This window comes from Pelagicoccus enzymogenes, assembly GCF_014803405.1.
Taxonomy (GTDB): domain Bacteria; phylum Verrucomicrobiota; class Verrucomicrobiia; order Opitutales; family Opitutaceae; genus Pelagicoccus; species Pelagicoccus enzymogenes.
Map to the genome: position 1 here is coordinate 517,137 of NZ_JACYFG010000006.1, position 18,040 is coordinate 535,176.

Annotated in this window: 14 protein-coding genes; 7 read left to right on the forward strand and 7 right to left on the reverse strand. The window is 57.8% G+C overall.

Annotated features, from left to right (window positions below):
• Positions 1-28: 28 nt before the first annotated feature.
• Complete coding sequence (gene hrpA, locus IEN85_RS24625; RefSeq protein ID WP_191615891.1) at positions 29-4,099, forward strand: ATP-dependent RNA helicase HrpA; 4,071 nt, start codon at positions 29-31, stop codon at positions 4,097-4,099.
• Between the two features lie 50 nt (positions 4,100-4,149).
• Positions 4,150-5,328, forward strand: a complete 1,179-nt coding sequence (locus IEN85_RS04620; protein WP_191615892.1) for an AI-2E family transporter — start codon at positions 4,150-4,152, stop codon at positions 5,326-5,328.
• A gap of 93 nt (positions 5,329-5,421) precedes the next feature.
• Here the strand turns inward: IEN85_RS04620 and IEN85_RS04625 are convergent, their stop codons facing one another.
• The gene (locus IEN85_RS04625; protein ID WP_191615893.1) at positions 5,422-5,964 is read right to left on the reverse strand and encodes a hypothetical protein; all 543 of its coding nucleotides are present in this window, start codon (positions 5,962-5,964) and stop codon (positions 5,422-5,424) included.
• A 249-nt stretch (positions 5,965-6,213) separates the two neighbouring features.
• On the opposite strand from IEN85_RS04625, the gene IEN85_RS04630 reads away from it, so the two are divergent.
• Both IEN85_RS04630 and IEN85_RS04635 read left to right on the forward strand, forming a co-directional pair.
• On the forward strand, positions 6,214-7,143 hold the full coding sequence (locus tag IEN85_RS04630) for a paraquat-inducible protein A (RefSeq protein ID WP_191615894.1): 930 nt from the start codon (positions 6,214-6,216) through the stop codon (positions 7,141-7,143).
• Entirely contained in the window at positions 7,140-8,009 is an 870-nt protein-coding gene (locus tag IEN85_RS04635; RefSeq protein WP_191615895.1) for a PqiB family protein, read from the forward strand. The genes IEN85_RS04630 and IEN85_RS04635 overlap by 4 nt, the downstream gene beginning before the upstream one ends.
• Positions 8,010-8,073: 64 nt before the next feature.
• Here the strand turns inward: IEN85_RS04635 and IEN85_RS04640 are convergent, their stop codons facing one another.
• The 6 genes from IEN85_RS04640 to IEN85_RS04665 form a co-directional block, all read right to left on the reverse strand.
• On the reverse strand, positions 8,074-9,489 hold the full coding sequence (locus IEN85_RS04640; RefSeq protein ID WP_191615896.1) for an NAD(P)(+) transhydrogenase (Re/Si-specific) subunit beta: 1,416 nt from the start codon (positions 9,487-9,489) through the stop codon (positions 8,074-8,076).
• Between the two features lie 6 nt (positions 9,490-9,495).
• Positions 9,496-9,780 (reverse strand): NAD(P) transhydrogenase subunit alpha part 2, encoded by a 285-nt coding sequence (locus IEN85_RS04645; protein ID WP_191615897.1) that lies wholly within the window; start codon positions 9,778-9,780, stop codon positions 9,496-9,498.
• A gap of 35 nt (positions 9,781-9,815) precedes the next feature.
• Positions 9,816-10,943: a Rossmann-fold NAD(P)-binding domain-containing protein gene (locus IEN85_RS04650; protein ID WP_191616181.1), complete on the reverse strand. Its 1,128-nt coding sequence runs from the start codon at positions 10,941-10,943 to the stop codon at positions 9,816-9,818.
• 507 nt (positions 10,944-11,450) lie between these two features.
• Positions 11,451-13,253, reverse strand: coding sequence for a sodium:solute symporter family protein (locus tag IEN85_RS04655; protein WP_224772444.1), 1,803 nt, complete (start codon positions 13,251-13,253; stop codon positions 11,451-11,453).
• 157 nt (positions 13,254-13,410) lie between these two features.
• Positions 13,411-13,830: a hypothetical protein gene (locus IEN85_RS04660; protein WP_191615898.1), complete on the reverse strand. Its 420-nt coding sequence runs from the start codon at positions 13,828-13,830 to the stop codon at positions 13,411-13,413.
• 17 nt (positions 13,831-13,847) lie between these two features.
• Positions 13,848-14,369, reverse strand: a complete 522-nt coding sequence (locus IEN85_RS04665; protein ID WP_191615899.1) for a glycine cleavage system transcriptional repressor — start codon at positions 14,367-14,369, stop codon at positions 13,848-13,850.
• A 234-nt stretch (positions 14,370-14,603) separates the two neighbouring features.
• On the opposite strand from IEN85_RS04665, the gene IEN85_RS04670 reads away from it, so the two are divergent.
• From IEN85_RS04670 to IEN85_RS04680, 3 genes are read left to right on the forward strand one after another with little or no spacing between them, the layout of a single operon-like run.
• Positions 14,604-15,716, forward strand: a complete 1,113-nt coding sequence (locus IEN85_RS04670) for an ABC transporter ATP-binding protein (RefSeq protein WP_191615900.1) — start codon at positions 14,604-14,606, stop codon at positions 15,714-15,716.
• Positions 15,716-16,477 carry an ABC transporter permease gene (locus IEN85_RS04675; protein ID WP_191615901.1) on the forward strand — a complete coding sequence of 254 codons (762 nt, stop codon included), beginning with the start codon at positions 15,716-15,718 and terminating at the stop codon, positions 16,475-16,477. The genes IEN85_RS04670 and IEN85_RS04675 overlap by 1 nt, the downstream gene beginning before the upstream one ends.
• A 32-nt stretch (positions 16,478-16,509) precedes the next feature.
• Positions 16,510-17,970 (forward strand): GldG family protein, encoded by a 1,461-nt coding sequence (locus tag IEN85_RS04680; RefSeq protein WP_191615902.1) that lies wholly within the window; start codon positions 16,510-16,512, stop codon positions 17,968-17,970.
• Positions 17,971-18,040: the final 70 nt, after the last annotated feature.

Sequence of the window (18,040 nt, forward strand, 5' to 3'; positions counted from 1 at the left end):
CCATCAGCGCCAATCCACGTCCTCGGTGGTGCATAAAGACAAGCAACCTCATCCTTTCTCCTCCATCCAATACCCGCCGGAACTCCCTATTTCCCAGCGGAGGGACGAGATAGTATCCGCGATCCAAGCACACCAAACCATCGTTCTGACCGGCGAAACGGGATCCGGCAAAACGACCCAAATCCCCAAAATGTGCCTCGACGCCGGCCTAGGCCTAAAAGGCCGCATCGCTTGCACCCAACCCCGCCGCGTCGCCGCTCTCTCCGTCGCCAAACGCGTCGCCGAAGAGCTTCAGGTCGACTTCGGCAAAGAGGTCGGAGCCAAGATCCGCTTCACCGACCAGACCTCCAAGCAAACTCGCGTCAAGTTCATGACCGACGGCATGCTGCTCACCGAAATCCACGGCGACCCGCTCATGCGCGACTACGAGGCAGTCATCATCGACGAGGCCCACGAACGCTCCCTCAACATCGACTTCCTGCTCGGACATCTCAACCAGCTCCGCTCCCGCCGGCCCGACCTCAAGATCATCATCACCTCGGCAACCATCGACACCGAGAAGTTTTCCGCCGCTTTCGACAACGCCCCCATTATCGAAGTTTCCGGCCGCGTCTACCCAGTCGACATCATCTACGCCCCGCTCGACGAGCTACTGGAAGACTCAGGCGACTTCACCTACATCGAAGGAATCGCTGAATCCGCTAAACGGATACAAGACGAATTCGGACACGGAGACATCCTTGCCTTCCTCCCTACCGAAAAGGATATTCGCGACGCGATGGACCTCTTGGAATCCCGCTTCCGGAGGCACATGGAAATCATCCCCTGCTTCGGACGTCTCTCCAACGCCGACCAGCAACGCATATTCCAATCGTCCCCCAAGCGAAAGCTGATCCTCGCCACCAACATTGCCGAAACGTCCCTCACCATCCCCGGAATCCGTTTCGTCATCGACACCGGCCTCGCCCGCATCTCCCGCTACAACCCACGCGGCCGCACCAAACGCCTTCCCATCACCAAAGTATCGCAATCCTCCGCCAACCAGCGCTCCGGCCGTTGCGGACGCGTCGCCGACGGAATTTGTATTCGCCTGTATTCAGAAAAAGACTACATTTCTCGCCCCATCTACTCCGTCCCCGAAATCCAACGTTCGAACCTAGCCGACGTCATCCTTCGCATGACCGCATCCCAACTCGGTAACGTCGAAACCTTCCCTTTCATCGATCCCCCCAGCCCTGCCGCCATCACCGCCGGCTACCAACTCCTGCAAGAACTCGGCGCCTTGAAAGCAAGTGGAGGGACCGGTTCCACCCGGTCCGCGTCAAGCAGCGCCCCCTTCTCCCTCACCCCTCTCGGGCGCAAACTCTCCCGTCTCCCCGCCGATCCCACCGTCGGCCGCATGCTGCTGGAAGCCGACAGGCACGGGGTCACCCACGAGGTCCTCGTCATCGCCGCAGCCCTCTCTATCCAAGACCCACGCGAGCGCCCCATGGACAAAGAAGCCGCCGCTCGCCAAGCCCACGCCCAGTTCGAGCACAAGCAATCCGACTTCCTCGCCCTGTTAAACATCTGGGAAACGCTGCACGACAACTTCGAAAAACTCTCCCAGTCGCGCCTACGAAAGTTCTGCAAACAGAACTTTCTCAACTACCTGCGCATCCGCGAGTGGCGCGACATCTACCACCAACTCGAACGCTCCTTGCCCAAAGGTGGGCCGGCCGCTCCGCGGGCGGCAACCCCTCCCAGCTCAGGCCTCGAACGCGACAGCGCCCTCTACCACGCCATCCACTCCTGCCTCCTTACCGGCCTGCTCGCCAACGTGGGGCGCCGCGAGGAAACCAACCTCTACCGCTGCTCCGCCAACCGCAAACCACTCGTTTTCCCGGGATCCTCCCTCTTCATCCGACAGCCTCGAGACAAGAAAACCGGCAAACGCAAAGACCCCGGCACCGAAACCGGCAAAAAGAATCGGAAAAGCCCCGAATGGATTCTCTCCGCCGAGATCGTCGAAACCAACCGACTCTACGCCCGCACCGTGGCCTCCATCGATCCCCGATGGATTCTCGACGTCGGCCGCCATATCCTCAGCCATAGCTACAGCGACCCCGAATTTATTCCCGACCAAGGACGCGTCGTCGCCCGCGAGTCCATCCGCATCCACGGACTGGAAATCCAAAACAAGCAAGTCAGCTATCTCAAAGTCGACGCTGACAAAGCGACAGAAATCTTCATCCGCGAAGCCCTCCTCAACGAAGACTATCCCGCCCCCGCCAACTGGACCTTCCTCGAGCAAAACCGACGCCTTATATCCCGTATCCAAAACGCCCAGACAGTTATCTCCGTCGCCCATTGGATGGGCGTCGAAGAAGCCGCCTTCACCTTCTACCAGAAGCGCCTAAAAAACGTCGCCTCCATCCACGACCTAAATCGCTTCCTGAAAACAAGTAGGAGCGACCTTGGTCGCGATTCCAATGCAGGAGAGTCTTGCCTCCTCATGACCGAGGGCGACCTCACCGCCTCCGAGGAAGCCGCCATCGACCTCTCCCTCTTCCCGGAAACCGTGGAGCTCGGCAACTCAGCCCTGCCCATCGAATACCAATACAAGCACGGCCACGCCAAGGACGGCGTCACCCTCAAGCTCCCCTACGGCAAAGCCAAGTCCGTCAACAACGCCCTGCTCGACTGGCTCATCCCCGGCCACCTTGAGCCCAAAATCCACGCCCTCCTCAAAGCGCTCCCCAAAGACATCCGCCAACGCCTCATCCCCTTGGCCGAGACCGCGAAAAAAATCGCCGCAGACATTCGCCCCACCGGCGACACCCTTGTTGCGTCTCTGCGCGACTATCTTCAGCGAACGTATTCAATCGAAACCTACGCTAGCGACTGGGACGAAGCTGCCATTCCCGACCACCTACGGGCCCGCATCGAGGTTCACGACAAGAAAGGCAAGACCATCGCCGAAGCCCGCGACGCCCAAACCCTGCACCAAAAGCTTGAAGCCAAGCAAGCAGAGCTCAGCACCACCAAGGCCAACGACACGAGCGGCCTTTGGAAAAAAGCCCGCGAAAAATACGAACGCGAAATCAGCTCCATTTCCGATCTTAGAGGTGGATCGGCCGCTCCGCGGTCAACCAGCAATCGTATCCAAATCGGCGCTCCCAACGGCATCCCCCTTTACGCATATCCCGCCCTCCGTGCCTCATCATCCGCTTCGCAGCTGTCCATCCACCTCTCCCTCTTCCGATCCGAGAGCGACGCAAAAGCAGCCAACGCCAATGGCATATCTGCCCTTCTGGAGCACGAGCTACGACGCGAGCTTGCCTGGATCCAAACCGACCTCAAAGACGTTCAACGCGTAGGGCCCGCCGGAGTCGCCTTCCGCCCCATCCATCAGCTGAAAGAAGACGTCTACGAACACATCCGCCAAACCCTTCGTACCCACGACCTCGATACACTCGATCCAGACTCCCTGCACGCCGCCCGCGAAAAAGCCTACGAAAAATCGAAAGGCATCCTCTACAAAGTGGTAGACCAGCTGAAACTCATCCTCGAGAGGCGCCAAACGCTGATCGTCCAACCCCTCATCGCAAAAAGCTACACTCACGACATCGACCGCATTCTCCCCCCAGACTTCCTGCGCCACACGCCCCATCACATCCTTCCCCGCATCCCCGTTTACCTCGAGGCCATCGCTCACCGAGCCAAAACCGCTGCCCAGAACCCCGCCCGCGACAGCCAACGCCAAAACCAACTCGATCACTACCGCCGCCGCCTCGCCCAAGTAGGAACGACCTCGGCCGCGAATACACAGGCCAAGAACCAAAACCAAATTACCACCCTCCGCTGGATGATAGAGGAGTTCGCCATCTCCCTCTTCGCCCAACACCTCGGCACCGCTCACCCCATTTCTCCCAAAAAACTCGACCAAGCCTTTGCCCAGGCAGGTTCCGAACAAAGCCCAATCTCCGCAACGACTTCCCCCGATCGGCCTTCCCCTTCCCCAGGCCCAAGCGCCACCCCTAAACCGCAACGAAACACAGCAAAGCCCGACCGCCCCACCCAAGCCGACCTCGACTCGCTAAAAAAACTCTTCGGCTAAGCTCGGAACTTCCCCTAAAAAGAATTCAACTCTCATCCCACCCATAGCCTATGCCCGACAACGACTCCCCACAAAAACGATTCACCACGAACCAGTGGCGCCTGATTGGCGTGGCCGCGGCGATGCTTAGCCTCACCGTCATCGCCTTTTTCCTGCTCGGAGTCTTCAACCTGCTCCGCACCTTCGTGCAAACCTTCTACGGCGTGCTCTGGCCGCTCGCCGCCGCCGGAATTCTCGCCCTCATCTTTCGGCCCGTGGTGGAGTTTCTGCAGACGCGAGCTCGATTCAATCGCACCTGGTCCATCATCACCCTCTTTATCGTGGCAGCCCTTGCCCTCTCTGGAATTCTGGTCCTGGTCATCCCCGTCCTCGTCGACCAGATCCTCCTCTTCATCGAATACCTTCCTGACATCGTGGGACGCATCAGCAAGAGCCTGGCCGAGACCTATCCCAAGGTGGTCGACTTCATCTCCACGCGCCTGGGCGAAGAGAATTTAGCCCGTATCCAAGATTCCGTTTCAAACGGCATCACCACTCTCCTGCAACGCTCCGAGCCAGCCCTCAACAACATCGTCGGTTTCGCAAGCCGTACCATCGCCATCGGGACCGGACTCGCCATCATTCCCGTCTACCTCTTCTTCATGCTGGAGAGCCGCCGCAATCTTGGCAACGACTTGCGCAGCCAGCTCTCCTTCGTTCGCGAGGACTGGCGAGAGGACATCATCTTCCTCATCAACGAATTCATTGGAAGCGTCGTATCCTTTTTTCGAGGGCAAATCGTCATCGCCTTCATCATGGGAGTTTTATTGGCAATCGGATTTCTCATCGTCGGCCTGAAATTTGCCATCATCCTCGGGCTGACCATCGGATTCCTGAACGTGATTCCTTACCTCGGCAGCATTATCGGCCTAAGCATCGCTCTGCCGCTCGCCTATTTCCAAAAAGACGGTGGCGGCCTCAACCTGTTGATTCTCGCTACGGTCGTATTCGCCGTCGTGCAAGTCATCGAAGGATATCTTCTCACCCCGCGTATCATGGGAAAGACGACCGGCTTGCACCCCATGGTCATCATCATCGCAATTTTCTTCTGGGGCACCGCCCTTGACGGAATCCTCGGCATGATCCTCGCGATCCCGCTAACCGCTTTCTTCGTCGTCGCATGGCGCCTCGCCAAACGAAAGTACCTTGATCGTATCCAAAAGGAAAACACAGCGAGCTCGCAGTCCTAGAGGAACCCCACTCCGGCATGAATGAAAAAAAGCGGAACGCTACGCGCGTTCCGCTCTCGTTCGGCAATCCGGGAATCCTCCCATCCCGATCGCCTAAGATTCTATCGTTTTCTTCTTGAGCTTGCGAAGAGCGTCACGAAACGCGTCCTCGGCGCTGCCGGCGAACTGCTTGCCCACATCCCAACCGTTGAAGACTGCGATGCTGCTTCGCATACCGTGAAAAGTCCCCAGGGCAGTCTTTTCCCCGTCGGCATTCCAATAATTGGCGGCAACTGTGAACTGGTACATTCCCGCAGCCCCGCGACGCCAGTCGATGACTTTCAATTCTATTCCCGACTGACCCGCTTCCCGGGCTGCTCCGTTGTATTCAAACTCGTAGTCGCCCAGCCACTTTTCGCGGCGAGCTGCGTCTGCGAACGCTTCTCGCAAGAGATCCTCGCGAATGTCTTCCGCATCGAAGTCGCCGATTGCATGGATGTCGTCGACCCAAATCGTTACTTCCTGATTCACTTTCGAATCCTTAACGCTCGGTCCCGCGAAGCTGCTTCCAACCATAGCGAAAAACATCCCCGTAAGGGCAGCCAAGCGAAGCGTCTTCGTTAAGCCGTTACTGTTCTTTGAGTTATGGTTCCTCATCTTTGTATTCCTCTTTCTAATCTTGGTTACTGAAGTCGGAAGCTCCTCCCATCGGACACCTCCTTTTGCAGATGTATACGCGCCCTTCCAAACATTGGTTTCAAACGTTTGTTTTATTTTTTTGCCCACCTTGGAAGTTTCACGCGGATTGCAATTGCCTCCGGGCGCCGAAAGCGAAGCATTCTCTACCACCTCGAAACAAAGAGCTTCGCAACCTCCCCCCGAAAGCTCGGGTACGCCTATTCATCCGTGCTAAGACCAAGACCATCCTCTGCGCTGCCCCTCTCTATTGGAGCCCTCATCTGCTGGGCCTTCGCCCTATACTTTCCCCTCGCCACCGTCGAAAAGCTAGGCATCAGCGTTTCGAACAATCTCCTATCGATCGGCCAGACTTTCCGCGAAGAGGGTCAGTGGCTGCTTGGGCTCTGCGTCGACGTTTTAACGGTAGCGATTCCGAGCCTCATGTTCCTTCTCCTGCCCCTGACCGCAAACGGTAGTGCGGCTAAGTGCGAAAGCCAGGCTGGCACCCTTCTATCCTTCGCCAAAGCGTGGGCCATGCCGGAGGTGTTCTGCTTGTCGATACTGGTCGCTTTCATAAAGCTGGGCGACTTGGCGGAAGCGAAGCTTTCCCCCGGGTTCTATTTCCTTCTCGCGGCCGCCTTGCTGCTCACCTACCTGCTGCAGCAAATCAAGCTGCCGCAAGCGACGCACCGCAAAAACGCCAGATCTTCAATCGCCTACCTTATCGCCGCTACGCTCCTGCTGATCCCTGCGAATGTGCTTCCTATCATGACCGTATCCACGGCGCACGGAAGCCGAAGCAGCACCTTGATCTCAGGCGTAGCAGACCTTGCGAGTCATGGACTGTGGGGAATCGCCGCCATCGTATTCATCGCCTCGATCCTCGTTCCCTTCGGAAAGGTTGGCGGACTTGCCTGGCTCCTTACCCTGAGGCCCCCAAACGCCTCGGGCGCCTTTCCAGCTAAATGGTATCGCGTCATCGATTTCATCGGCCGTTGGTCGATGCTAGACATCTTCCTCATCGGAGCCCTCGCCGGACTCGTGGAATTCGGCAGTCTGGCCACTATCGCGCCCGGGCCCGCCGCTCCCCTCTTCGCCGCAGCGGTTATTCTGACCATCATCGCTGTCGAACGTTTCCCGAACGACTCAAGACCATGAATCAAGCTCAAGAAAGCTCACAACATAACCCTACTCCCAACCCAAACTCGCTCCTCGTTTGGATCGTGCCCCTGGTCGCCTTGCTGGTGGGCGGCTACATGATCGTGAAGGAAGTGTCGCAGCAAGGGCCACAGATCACCATCCTGTTCGAGAACGGAGAAGGGATCGAAGCGGGCAAAACCGTGCTGCAGCACAAAGGGGTCAAGGTGGGGCTGGTGGAGTCCGTGCGACTCAGCGCCGACCTCGAACATGTCGAGGCCACCGTTAAGCTTCAAAAATCTGCCAAAGGGCTCGCAAGAGAGAGCTCCAAATTCTGGATACTGAGGCCAGAAATCGGCATCGAAGGCATCCGCGGACTCGGAACGCTTATTAGCGGCCCGACCATTCAAGTGCAGCCTGGAGTGGGACCTTTACAGAAGCAATTTACCGCCGAGAAACGTCCCCCGCTCAAGGGCAGCGAACTCGGCTACCACTACTACTTAAGCGTCTCCCAACTCGGATCCCTCAAGCCAGGCTCCCCAGTCCTATACCGCCAATACAAAGTGGGAGAAGTGCTGGAAACCGAGCTTGCCGCTGACGCGACAGCGATTCGAGTCAAGATTCTCGTCAACTCTCCCTACGACAAGCTGGTACGAACCGACAGCGTTTTTTGGAACGCGAGCGGCATCGCCATGAGCGTCGGTCTGCTGGGCGCAAAAATCCAAACCGACTCCCTGCAATCCGTGCTGGCGGGAGGAATCATGTTCGCCACTCCGGAAAACAAGGGAGAGCTGGCCGAACTCGCCCCCGAGAATTTAGAATTCGAGCTGCATACCGAGCTAGACGAAGATTGGCTCAAGTGGAGCCCAAAGATCTCCTTGCAATAGCGTATTCACAAAAAAAGGACAGGCATCTCCGCCTGTCCTTTCGCTTTGAATGTAAATCGCTTGATCAGGATCCCTTCAGCTCATTGACGAGCGAGGAAATCGTCGCCTTCGCGTCGCCGTAAATCATACAGGTGTTCTCCATAAGGAAGAGCTTGTTCACCAAACCGGAGAAGCCCTTGCCTTGGCCGCGCTTGAGCACGAAGACCGTCTTCGCGTTGTGCGCTTCGATGATCGGCATTCCGTAGATCGGACTCTCTGGATCGTTGGCGGCAGCCGGATTGACCACGTCGTTGGCCCCGATTACGATGGCGACGTCAACGGTCGGCATCATGGGATTAACCGTGTCCATTTCCAGCAGCTTCTCGTACTCCACGTCCGCTTCAGCAAGCAAGACGTTCATGTGGCCCGGCATGCGCCCCGCCACTGGGTGAATCGCGAAGTTCGCCTCGCAACCGTTCTCTTCCAGCAACTCGGCAAGCTCTTTCACCACGTGCTGAGCTTGAGCAACCGCCATACCGTATCCAGGTATGAATACAACGGAACTCGCCGCTTCTAGCACGTAGAATGCGTCTTCCACGCTGATGGCCTTCGGTTCGCGATCGTCGTCGTCGCCTCCACCACCGCTCGCCGCGCCGAAGCCGCTGAAGAGCACGTTGCCGAGCGAACGGTTCATGGCCTTACACATGATGACCGTAAGGATCAAACCACTGGCTCCCACCAAACAGCCGGCTACGATCAATACGTTATTGTAGATCACAAAGCCCGCCGCCGAAGCCGCGACCCCCGACAAACTGTTGAGCAAGGAAATCACCACCGGCATGTCGCCGCCACCGATCGGCATTACTCCCATAATTCCGAAAAGGAGAGCGAGAGCGATACCTGTGAGGAAGAGCTTGTAGGCAAGTTCCAAATCCGTGCTCCAAGTGAATACCGCGCCCACCGCGAGAATCGCGATCAACAGCAGGATATTGAGAGCCTTTTGCCCAGCGAAAACCATAGCGCTTCCACTCAGTTTCCCAGACAGCTTTCCGTAAGCGAACAAGGAACCAGTAAAGGTTACCCCACCGATCAGCATCGCCGCGTAAATAACGAAACCGCTGAAAACAGTGTTGGCCTGCATCTCGAGTTCGTAAGCCACCCAACCAATTTCGCGCACCTTTTCAAACTCCGCCCAAGCGACCAGCAAACTCGCCAAACCGCCGAAGCCATTGAAGAGAGCCACCAGCTCCGGCATCGCCGTCATCTTGACCATGCGAGCCGCGGCGAGACCGATCGCGCTACCGACCACCAAACCGCCGATTATCCAGGTGTAGTCCAAGCCGTCCGCCAGCAGCGTCACCACCACGGCAAGCAACATGCCCAGACCGGAAACCATATTGCCGCGGCGGGCCGTATCGGCCGAACCCAGCATCTTGATACCAAATACGAAGAGCGTAGCCGCCGCAACGTACGCCAAATTAATAAGATCGTTCGCATCCATGACAGCTTACTTCCCCTTCTTCTTGAACATCTGCAGCATGCGATCGGTAACCGCATACCCCCCAACCACGTTCACCGTGGCGAAGACGAGAGCGGCCACTCCCAAGATCATGCCGATCGTTCCTTCCGCTTCCGAACGGATCGCGAGCAATGCGCCCACCACCGTGATTCCCGAGATCGCGTTCGATCCCGACATCAACGGCGTGTGCAACTGCGAAGGCACCTTGCTGATCAGCTCCAAGCCGAGAAAGGCCGCGAGCACGAATATGAAAAATAGTAGTACAAGATCCATAGTGTATCCAGTTTTTGCTTATTGCCGATTTGAGGTTATTTGGCGAATCGCTCGTGGACGATGGAACCGCCCTGCGTAATGACGCAGCCTTTCAGGATTTCGTCGGAGAGATCGCTCTTGATCGTCTTCGACTCAGCATCCCAGAAATGCTCGATGAAGTTGTATAGGTTTGCCGAATACATCTGGCTCGCATGGGCAGCGACCCCGCACTCGAGCTTGCCAATCCCAAGGATGCGAACGCCATTGGAAGTTACCACTTCCTCGTCCAGCTTGGAGCCTTCCACGTTTCCACCCGACTCCACGGCGAGGTCCACTACCACGCTACCGTGCTTCATGCCGCTGAGCATGCGCTCGTCGACAATCATGGGAGCCTTGCGACCGAAAAGCTTCGCCGTAGTGATTACGATATCGGACTGGGCGCAAACCTTGGCCATGCCCGCCTTTTGCATTTCCTTCTGCTCCTCGGTCAGCTCCTTGGCATAACCCTGATCGGTCTGGCCCACTTCGCCGAGATCGATCTTCACGAACTTGGCCCCGAGCGACTTGACCTGCTCTTCGACCACCGGACGCGTGTCGAAGGCGTCTACTCGCGCCCCAAGACGCTTGGCGGTAGCGATCGCCTGCAAACCAGCGACTCCCACACCAATGACAAACACCCGAGCCGGAGATATCGTGCCGGCCGGCGTCATCATCATCGGCAGAATCCGATTGAGCCGCTCCGCAGCCTTCAAGACGGCAAAGTAGCCGGCAAGGTTCGCCTGCGAGCTCAGGCCGTCCATCTTCTGGGCCAGAGTCGTGCGCGGGATCATCTCCATGCTGACCGCCGTCACGCCGCTCTCGGCAAGCTTGCCGATCAACTCGCCTTCATTGAAAGGATCTAGAAATCCGACCGACCAAGACCCGCTTTTCTGGGCCGTCGCTTCTTCCATACTCGGCTTGCTCAAACGCAAAACCATGTCGGCAGCCGCGATTTCACCCGCCCGATCGCTCGAGATCCGAGCGCCCGCAGCAGTGTAGTCATCGTCGAGATAGTAGCTGGCCGCGCCAGCTCCCGATTCCACCACGATCTCGAGACCAAGGCCTACGAGACGCTTTACAGATTCTGGAATGAGAGCGACGCGCTTTTCCGATTCGGAGGTTTCAGAGGGAACGAATACACGCATGGGAGCAACCTTGCCCATAAGATTCATGAAATCAATTCAATCTAGATATGAGCAAATGTGATAGTTGCAGATCTTAGCTGAGGCTATATCTCATATAACCTGTTCTAATTCTCCCAAACGCTAAATTTATAGCCGTTTCTTAGCGCCCTCCGACACAAGCGGGAGAAAATCGAAAAGGAACGGCCAAGCTCGCGCAAATTGCGTTCGCTTGGCCGCGTATCATCACCCCTGTAAAGATAGCGCCCCTGTACGCTGCTGCTCTAAATTGCGAAGCTACTTGAACAAACTACTACTGAAAAAACGCGGGCTGAGACGGGCGAGTACCAGCACGGAAATTCGCAAACAAGAGTGGAAGCGTTCCTGCGGAGCGAACGGGGAAGTTCGCGACCACGCGGGGCAGCCAGCCAAACCCCAGCCTGCCATGGGACCCTTCAAGAATCCTCGCAATTTTATCGTCTCTCAACCGCGCCCCTTCCTGAACGGCCGCGGTTCGAATGAAAGCCCCACTCAGCTTGGGTCTTTTTCCCGGTTCAAGGGATCAAGCCAGCTGCGCTTCAGCACGCAGCTGGTGAACAGGAAGATCCCCACGCAGATCCACATCGACTTGAATTCCCGTATCACCAGGAACAGCGGGGTGATCACCAACATGAAGTGCCAGACGATGCCCACCACGATGTTGAAGATGTGCCGCGGCCAATCCTTGTTGGCTTCGATCTCCGGCTTCCTATTGCGCACCTCCTCGATGACGGGGCCCCAAAGCCCCCAAGGGTGCACTTTACGGTAGAAGGAGCAAAGCGTATCCATATCCTCGTGACGAGAGCACAAGCTTCCGACCACCGCAGCAACGAGGGAGATCAGGAACACTGCCGGAAACAGCTGGATGAAGGAATACTGCGGAAAGAGCTCCGGCAAGCTCACCGAGCTCGCGATCCCGCCTAGCATGCCACAAAAATAGCCCACTCCGTTGAAACGCCACCAATGCCACTTCAAGATGTTGGGCGCCGCATAGCCGCCCCACAGGCCGCCTACGATCCAGCCCATGATATCGTTGATGCTGTCCATGAAGATGCTGATGCCCACTCCCAGAGCCACCACGAGGATGGAGGCGAGGTAGCAGAGCTTCACGTAGCTCTCGGGCGACTGGTTCGGACGCAAGTAGCGCTTATAGACGTCGTTTACGAGGTAGGCCGCTCCCGCGTTGATCGTGGAGTCGAAAGTGGACATGAAGGCCGCCAAGAAGCCGACGATGATCAAGCCCTTGAGGCCGATAGGCACAAACTCGCTCACCACGTGCGGCAATACCAGTTCGTAGTCGAAGGCCGGGTCCTGCAGCCTCAGGTCGCTCGAGTAGTAAACCAGACCGAGCACCACGATTCCCGTCACGAGAATCCAGCGGGGAAACAATGCCAGCGATACCAAGCTGCTCATCAAGGCCGCTTCCCTCGGGTTGCGGGTCGCCAGCAATCGCTGCATGTCGAAGTTCGGGGCCGGCCCCGCTACGCTCACCAGCACACCCTTGAACATCATCATCATGAAAAACGGGAAGAACAGCTCGTAACCTTGCAGCTGGATAATGTCGTTGAGCTGCGGCAGCAGGCCGCTCCAGTCCAAGTCCAACTCCCGCCCGAACCAAACGCTGCCCCACCCTTCCGGCGTGACCGCCGCGATCGATTCCGCCGAGGTGAATACCATCGCGTAGTAGCCGATCACCACCGAGATAGCGATGAGCAGGGCAAACTGGACGATATCGGTGAAGATCACGCTGCGAATCCCTCCCAAGGTCGCGTAAAGCAGGGAAATGCTTATCAACAAAAAGGCATAGGTCGTGGGCTCCAAGGTATCCGGCAAGAAAATCGAGGCGAAGCCCGCCAAGCCCTTGAAGGCGTAAGCCGAGAAGCTCACGACGCTGAGCAGGGCGAAAACCACCAGGACCATACGAGCCATCTCCAGGCCCACCGCGTTCTTGAAACGGGTCGTCATCCAGTCCGCCCCCGTCAAGGCGCCCGAGCGACGCACCCATTGCGAGAGATAGACCATCAGGAAAACCTGGTTGTAGGTCGGCCACAGCCACGGCAACCACGCCCCTTTCGCCCCGTAGATGAAGACCACCGAGACCAACCACATGGTGCCCGCGATATCGAACATGGAGGACGCGTTGGAAATCCCCAGCAGGTACCAGGGCACCTTGCGGCTCCCTAAGAAATAGGACTCCAGGCTCACCCTCGCCTTGCGGCGCATCACCACCCCGAACGCCAGGACCGCCGCCAGGTACAATGCGATCAGAGACAGGTCTAGGGCATGGAGATCCATCGATTAAAACAGGGAGGGCAGAGGGAGGTACGGGAGGGACAAGGACCTCAATAAAACGAGGCCAGCCTCGCAGAACACAAGGCTACAAAGGAGCAAACACCGTTAAATCTCTAAGTCCTACAAGTTTATGCCCACAAACCTGAAAAACCGAGGGCGCCTACTCGGACGCTTCTTCCTCAGATCCGTAGTGGAGCTGGACCTCTTTCACGTTGGCGGGCACGTCACGGATGAACACCCTCACGAACTGGCTGCGCCCCCCTCCGTAGGCCGCTTCGAAATCCTTGCGGCGAATCGTATGGCTCTTTTCCCAGACAACTTCCTCCTCCGCGTCCACCCCCTTGAACTCGATTTTCGAGATATGCGGAATCAGGTTGAGGGATTTTACGCGCATGCGGCAGGTGAACAACCACGCGTCTTCCTTAGGGTGCAGCTGCGGGGCTTCGAACATGGCTAGCTTGCTTTCCATCACGTTCAGCTCCCAGTCCGGCTGCTCCTCCGCCGTCAGCAAGGCCGCTCCACCGATGGCCAACAGCCCTGCCAATAGCCTAAAAGTTCTCCAAACTCCCAAATTTCTCATAGCTGCATTCCTTCCTTTCAATCGGATCCAAAGCTCACATCGACCATTAGGTCCGCCGCTATAAGCTCTAAATCGTTTCGCAAGTCCGCCACGTCACAGTCCTCGGGGATACAAACTCGAGCCTTGGCCTCGAAAAGGGCTTCGCCCGTCATCGGAGCGCTGCGGCACTCGGTGCTCAGCTCCTCCACATTCACGCCACGCTTGGCGAAAGCCGTGGAAATCTGGCTGACGATGCCCGGACGATCGTTGCCCACGATCTCCACGATCGCCACCTCATGGCAAGCGCCCCCCGCAGGAGCATCGGCATCCTTGATCACCAAGCTCAATCCCTTCGCCTCCAAGGCGGACACTGCCGCCAGCAGCTCGTCGCGACGCCCTTCCGCCGCCCGGACCCGCAAGATGCCGGCGAACTGGCCGCCCAGATTGCACATGCGGCTCTCGAGCCAGTTGCCTCCGGCCGCCTTCACGGTCGAAGCGATCAGTTCCACCAAGCCCGGGCGATCCGGACCGATTACAGACATGACGATGGGGCTTTCCATTTGCTCCATCACAGCCTTCCTGCGCTTTTATTCAAATCCTAAAAACGCTGCGACACCTATCCTCCATTCCAGTCCGGAAGAAAAGTTTGCAAGCCGCCGTCCAAGCCGAGCCCGCCCTCAACTCCCTCACGCAGAAGCCTTAAGCAGGCAAAAAGCGCATCATTGATATTGCGACGGGAGAAAACCCCGTCTTTCAATGTCCCTCTTCGTAGCACCACGAACCAGCCCATAGAATTGACCACTCCAAAGCACACCATCGAAGTCGAGCAACTGCACAAGCGCTTCGGCAAGATCGACGCCGTCGACGGCATCAGCTTCAAAGTTGAAAAAGGGCAAATCGTCGGATTTCTCGGCCCCAACGGAGCCGGCAAGTCCACCACCATGCGCATCCTCACCGGCTTTAACCGAGCCACCTCCGGAGTCGCCAAAATCTGCGGCGTATCCGTCGCCGCCGACCCCCATTTCATCAAGCGGCGCATCGGCTACATGCCGGAAAACAACCCGCTTCCACTCGACCTGCGGGTGCGCGAGTACCTCAAGTACCGAGCCAAGGTGAAGGAGATCCCCTTCGGCAAGCGCCGCCGGGCCATCGAGCAAGCACTCGAAAGCTGCGACCTCACTCGGGCCCAAGACCGCATCATCGGCAAGCTCTCCAAAGGCTTCCGCCAGCGCGTAGGCATCGCCGATGCCATCCTGGCCAACCCCGACGTCATCATCATGGACGAGCCCACGATCGGACTCGACCCCCACCAAGTCATCCTCATCCGCGACCTTATCGCCTCCTTGCGCGGACGCATGACCGTCATCATCTCCTCCCACATCCTGCCCGAGATCGAGATGACCTGCGACCAGATCATCATCATCAACCACGGCAAGATCGTAGGCCAAGGCTCCCCCGCCCAGCTCCGCGACACCTTCATCGACCACACCACCTACGAAGTGGAAATCGCCGGCACCACCAAGGAACTGGAAACCGCCCTCGCCACCATCGCATCCGAGCTGCAAGTCGAGCGCATCTCCGAGCGCGGCGAAGACGGCTACGCCACCGCGGAAATCCAAATCAAGGGCAAACGCGACTACGGCGAGCGCCTCTTCAAAACCCTCGCCGCGCACCCCCACCTGCGCACCCGCTCCCTCCGCAGCAAGATGGCCCCGCTGGAGGACGTCTTCCTCGCGGCCACCCGCCGCTCCTGGGAAGAAGTCGACTCCAATCTCCTTGAGGGACCGGTTCCACCCGCTCCGCAACAGCCCGATCAGCCCCAAGCCAATCAAACACCTGCCACTCCAATTCCCAACGAGCCCGCCCAGCCTCCATCCCCCGAAACCCCGAAACCGGAACCCAAATAATGCGCCACTTCCTGACACTTCTGCGCAACGAAGTCTGGCGGCTGCTCATCAGTCCCAGCACCTACATCGCCGGCTTCCTCTTTCTCCTCGTGATGGGATTCCTCTTCCAATGGATGCTGCGCATCTACACCTCCGACCCGCAGGACGAGACGCCCAGCGTGCTCTTCTTCCGCATCTTCTTCATTCCCGTCTTCTTCATGGTGCCCCTGCTCACCATGCGCTCCGTCGCCGAAGAGCGCCGCTCCGGCACCATCGAGACCCTGCTCACCACCCCCGTCACCATTGCGGAGATCGTGCTCTCCAAATTCGCCGCCAGCTACCTCTACTACTGTAGCCTGTGGCTCATAACCGCCTCCTTTCACATCATCTTCTTCGCATACGCACAACGCGATACCATCATCGACCCCTATCCGCTCATCGGCGGCTACGCCTACATCTTCCTCAGCGGGACCCTCTTCCTTTCGCTCGGCATCTTCGCCAGCTCCCTCACCAAAAGCCAACTGGTCGCCGGCATCCTCGGCTTCACCCTGGTCTTCGGTTTCATCGTGATCGGCAGCAATATTGAGGACCTCTCCGTCCTTACCGGGGAACAAAGCCTCTGGGTCCGCCAGTTCTCCGACCATACCGACGCCCTTCAGCACATGAGCGATTTCTCCTCTGGCATCATCGACACCCGCGCCATCGTGCTCTACCTCAGCGCCGCTCTCACTTTTCTCTTTCTCAGCGTACTCGCCATCGAATACCGCGACGGCACCACCTAATATCCATAGCCGCGCTCCCAGCACCCAATCCCGTGTCAGAATCTTTCCAGTCCAACCGCATCTCCGATCGCTTCCAGGCGCTCCTGCAGATCGTACTCGTTTTCCTGATACTCGTAGCGGTCAACTACATCGGCATGCGCACCTACCAGCGCTATGACCTCACGGAGGGAAACATCTATTCCCTCTCCCCCGAAACCAAAGCCTACCTCGCCCAACTCCAGCAGCCCATCGAGGCCATCGTCACGATCTCCGAAAGCAGCGACGAGCCCGGCCTCACCGACATACTCAAAGACGTAAAACTCCTTCTTCGCGAATACGAATACGCCACTCGCGACCAAGGCAAGAACCGCGTCACCGTCGAATACCTCAACGTCTATTCCCAAACCAGCCGCGCCCGCTCCCTCGGCATCGACTCCCCCAACGTCATCGTCTTCAAGTCCGGCACCCGCCAACGCCAAGTCCGCATCGACGAACTCTACAAAATCCAAAACTCCGAACTACGAGAATTCCTCGGAGAAAACGTATTCACGCGATCAATACTCGAAATTGTCGAAACCTCCGAGCCCGTCCTCTACTTCACGACCGGCCATGGCGAATTCTCTGCCAGCAACGTCACCGCTTCTACCGGCGCTTCCGCTCTTTTCAACGAACTCAAGTCCCGCAGCTTCACGACCCGCTCCATCGACCTCAGCACTGCCGAACGCATCCCCGAAGACGCATCGCTCATCGTCATCGCCGCTCCCAAGGCCCGCCTGCTGCCACAAGAGCGCCTGCTCCTTGAAACCTATCTCAACAAAAGAGCTGGACGCGTGCTTGTCCTCCTCGAGCCCGGCCGCGACCACGGACTGGACGACCTTTTCTTCGAATGGGGTATCCTCTCAGAGGATACACTCGTCATCGAGCGCGACCCCAATTACATCATCAACGGAGGCGACCTCATGATCCGCCGCTTCTCCGAGCACGCCCTCACCAGCTCCCTTTTCCAACAAGGCATCCCCGTCATCACCGACCGAGCCGCTTCCGTCCGCGAAGATCCCGGCCGCCCTATCGACGACTCGCTCAAAGTCAGCGAATTGCTCGCCACCTCCGACCAAAGCTGGGCAGAACGCCAGTACCGCCAGAGCACCCGACCTACCTACGATCCGACCATCGACGTCCCCGGTCCCGTCAAGATAGCCGCCATCTCCGAACGCCAAGTCGACTCCTCCCTCGGCATATCGCTCCCCGGCGGAAAGCTCACCGTGATCGGAACATCCAATTTTATATCCAACCAACGGATACAAGCCTCCGGAAACCTGTACCTCATCCTCAACGCGATCAACTATTCAGTCGATCGTTACACGCGGCTCAACATTCCGCCGCGCCCCATCAAGAAGGTAAAGCTCGACCTCAGCCTCGAGCAGCTCCACCTCGCCCGCTACCTGATCTGGTTCGCTCCACCCGCCGTTCTCGGCTTGCTCGGCCTCCTCGTCTACATCTCCCGCAGAAACTAATTTTGAAACCGAGAATGTACGCTGATAGCTACAAATCCAAATTCCTAATCCATTGGCGTCCATTCGCGGT

Coding starts and splice junctions, on each gene's coding strand:
- IEN85_RS04620 (WP_191615892.1), top strand. CDS start 4,150: ATGCCCGACAACGACTCCCCACAAAAACGATTCACCACGAACCAGTGG.
- IEN85_RS04625 (WP_191615893.1), bottom strand. CDS start 5,964: ATGAGGAACCATAACTCAAAGAACAGTAACGGCTTAACGAAGACGCTT.
- IEN85_RS04635 (WP_191615895.1), top strand. CDS start 7,140: ATGAATCAAGCTCAAGAAAGCTCACAACATAACCCTACTCCCAACCCA.
- IEN85_RS04640 (WP_191615896.1), bottom strand. CDS start 9,489: ATGGATGCGAACGATCTTATTAATTTGGCGTACGTTGCGGCGGCTACG.
- IEN85_RS04645 (WP_191615897.1), bottom strand. CDS start 9,780: ATGGATCTTGTACTACTATTTTTCATATTCGTGCTCGCGGCCTTTCTC.
- IEN85_RS04650 (WP_191616181.1), bottom strand. CDS start 10,943: ATGCGTGTATTCGTTCCCTCTGAAACCTCCGAATCGGAAAAGCGCGTC.
- IEN85_RS04655 (WP_224772444.1), bottom strand. CDS start 13,253: ATGGATCTCCATGCCCTAGACCTGTCTCTGATCGCATTGTACCTGGCG.
- IEN85_RS04660 (WP_191615898.1), bottom strand. CDS start 13,830: ATGAGAAATTTGGGAGTTTGGAGAACTTTTAGGCTATTGGCAGGGCTG.
- IEN85_RS04665 (WP_191615899.1), bottom strand. CDS start 14,369: ATGGAAAGCCCCATCGTCATGTCTGTAATCGGTCCGGATCGCCCGGGC.
- IEN85_RS04675 (WP_191615901.1), top strand. CDS start 15,716: ATGCGCCACTTCCTGACACTTCTGCGCAACGAAGTCTGGCGGCTGCTC.